Genomic DNA, 2,528 nt, shown 5'->3' with positions numbered 1-2,528 from the left:
AGCTACAAGACCGGCAGCATCGAGGCGGTCGACCTGAAGACCGGCGCGGTGGAGCGGCTGTACGAGGCGTGCAACGGCATCATGCTGCGCGGCCCGAACGACATCGTGTTCGACGGGCAGGGCGGGTTCTGGTTCACCGATCTGGGCAAGCGCCGGGCGCGGGACACCGATCTGGGCTTCGTCTATTGGGCAAAGGCGGACGGCAGCGAAATCCGGGAGGTCGCGTCCGGCCTGTTCACCCCCAACGGGATCGGGCTGTCACCGGATGGGTCGCGGCTGTACGTCGCGGAGACGATCACTGGGCGGCTATGGGCGTGGGATATCGAGGCGCCGGGTGTGTTGCGCAAGCGGGCCTGGCCGGCGATGTATGGCGCGACCCTGGTAACTGGCGTCGGCGGCAGTACGCGGTTCGACAGCCTGGCGGTATCGGCGTCGGGCAATATCTGCATCGCCGCGCTGGACCGCTGCGCCGTGGTGGAAATCTCACCCGACGGCAATCGCGTTGCCTACCACCCGGCGCCGGATCTGATGGTGACCAACATCTGCTTTGGCGGCCCGGATCTGCGGACTGCCTATGTTACGCTGTCGCATGAAGGGCAGTTGGTGGCGATGGACTGGCACGAGCCAGGGCTGAAGCTGCATCATTTCGCTTGAGGAAAACTCAAGCGTCGACGCCCACAACTGCATTGACCTGAGCGTGCGCCGGGGCCGAGATAGTCGCTAGACCGGCGCATGCTGTCCAAGAATCTGCCGGCCGCGAAAAAAGAACATAGTTCGAGGAGGAACACGTGGCGATCTATCTGACCCGGCGTGCATTGACCGCGATGCCATTCGCACTCGCCGCTGGATCGGCGTTCGCTGCCGAGGGCGATCTGCTGGAAGGTGCGAAAAAGGAGGGGCAATTGGTGTGGTACACCACGCTGGTCGTCGGCCAGATCGTGCGCCCGCTGATTGCCCGGTTCGAGAAGAAGTATCCGGGCGTCAAGGTCAGCTATGTTCCCGCACCCTGGCAGGAAACTGCGGTGCGCATCCTGAACGAGGGACGCGCCGGCCAGCCGAAGGGTGATTTGTTCGATGGCGGCTCGACCGTGTATCCGTTGGACAAGGCGGGGTTCGTGCAAACCTATCTGGTGGAATCCGCTGCCGGGTTCCCGGCCGCGTTCCGCGATCCGAAGGGGTTGTGGACGGCCAATATCATTCAGCCCTCCACCCCTGCGGTGAACACCGACCAGGTGAAGGCGGCAGATATCCCGAAGACGTATGAGGATCTGCTGCTGCCGCGTTGGAAGGGGCGCATGGCCTGGCCCGACTCCCCCAGCGTGTCCGGCCCGCCCGGGCTGATCGGCAACATCCTGATCGCGATGGGTCAGGATAAGGGGATGGAATATCTGGAGAAGCTGGCGGCGCAGAAGATCGCCAACGTGCCGAGCAACCAGCGCGTCGTGCTGGACCAGAATATCGCCGGGCAATATCCGCTGGTGCTGCACATCTATAATTATCACGCCGCGATCAGCGCCACCGAGGGCGCGCCGGTGGAATGGCTGAAGCTGCCGCCAACGATGGTCAGCTTCGGGTCGATGGGGTTGGTCAAGAACTCCCCACATCCGAATGCGGCCAAGCTGTTCCTTGAATTTTCGATGTCGGCGGAGGGGCAGCAGATCTACGCCGATGCCGGCTACATCCCGGCCAATCCGGCGGTGCCGTCCAAGACGAAGGGGCTGCGGCCGGAGGACGGGAATTACCCGGCGAACATCCTCTCCGCCGGGGACTTCCTGACGCATGAGGCGGAGTGGCTGGGCATCTATCGCAAGATGTTCACCTAGTCATGCCAGCCACCACACTCGCCCGCCCCGCCATTGCCGCATCGCCGTCGCGCGGGGCTGGGCCGCTGATGAACCTGCTGCGGCGGGGCTGGCTGGGCATCGTCGTTGCGGTGATCGTTGGCGTGCTGGTGCTGCCGCCGGTGTGGACGCTGATCCAGACCAGCTTCTCCGCCACCACGGCGAGCATGGCGAATGGCGCGCTGACGCTGGACCATTACCGCGAATTGCTGGGGAGCCGCCGGCTGGGCATGGCGACGTTCAACTCGGTCGTGTTCGCGGGGCTGGCGACGCTGGTGTCGCTGCTGTTCGGCGGCGTGCTGGCGTGGCTGGTGGAGCGGACGGACGCGCCGATGCGCGGGCTGGCCTATGTCACCACCATCATCTCGTTGGGCACGCCGTATATTTTGTATGTGACGGCGTGGCTGTATCTGCTGGGTCGCGCGGGGCCGTTCAACGATGCATGGCATAACTGGGTGAACCCGGACGCCACGGCGTTCAACGTCAACAGCCTGGCCGGCATGGTGCTGATCGAGGGTTTCCTTTGGTCGCCGCTGGTGTTCCTGCTGCTGTCGTCCACCTTTCGCGCGGCCAATGCGGAGATGGAGGAGGCGGCGCGCATGTCCGGCGCGACGGTGGTGGAAACGGTCTGGCGGATCTCGCTGCGGTTGGCGTGGCCGGCGATTCTGGCGCTGGCGATGTTCGTCT

The 2,528-nt window shown here is 64.6% G+C and carries 3 protein-coding genes; all 3 read left to right on the top strand.

Annotated features, from left to right (window positions below; genetic code table 11):
- Positions 1-654: SMP-30/gluconolactonase/LRE family protein (locus tag GSQ76_RS13680; RefSeq protein ID WP_216851048.1), on the top strand; the 654-nt coding region annotated here is incomplete at its 5' end.
- Positions 655-788: 134 nt separating this feature from the next.
- On the top strand, positions 789-1,823 hold the full coding sequence (locus GSQ76_RS13675) for an ABC transporter substrate-binding protein (RefSeq protein ID WP_158744463.1): 1,035 nt from the start codon (positions 789-791) through the stop codon (positions 1,821-1,823).
- Positions 1,824-1,825: 2 nt separating this feature from the next.
- On the top strand, positions 1,826-2,528 hold a 703-nt coding region (locus GSQ76_RS13670; RefSeq protein ID WP_158744462.1), incomplete at its 3' end, for an ABC transporter permease subunit.

The organism is Acidisphaera sp. L21, from assembly GCF_009765685.1.
GTDB lineage: Bacteria > Pseudomonadota > Alphaproteobacteria > Acetobacterales > Acetobacteraceae > LMUY01.
This window is presented reverse-complemented; position numbering and strand designations above follow the sequence as displayed.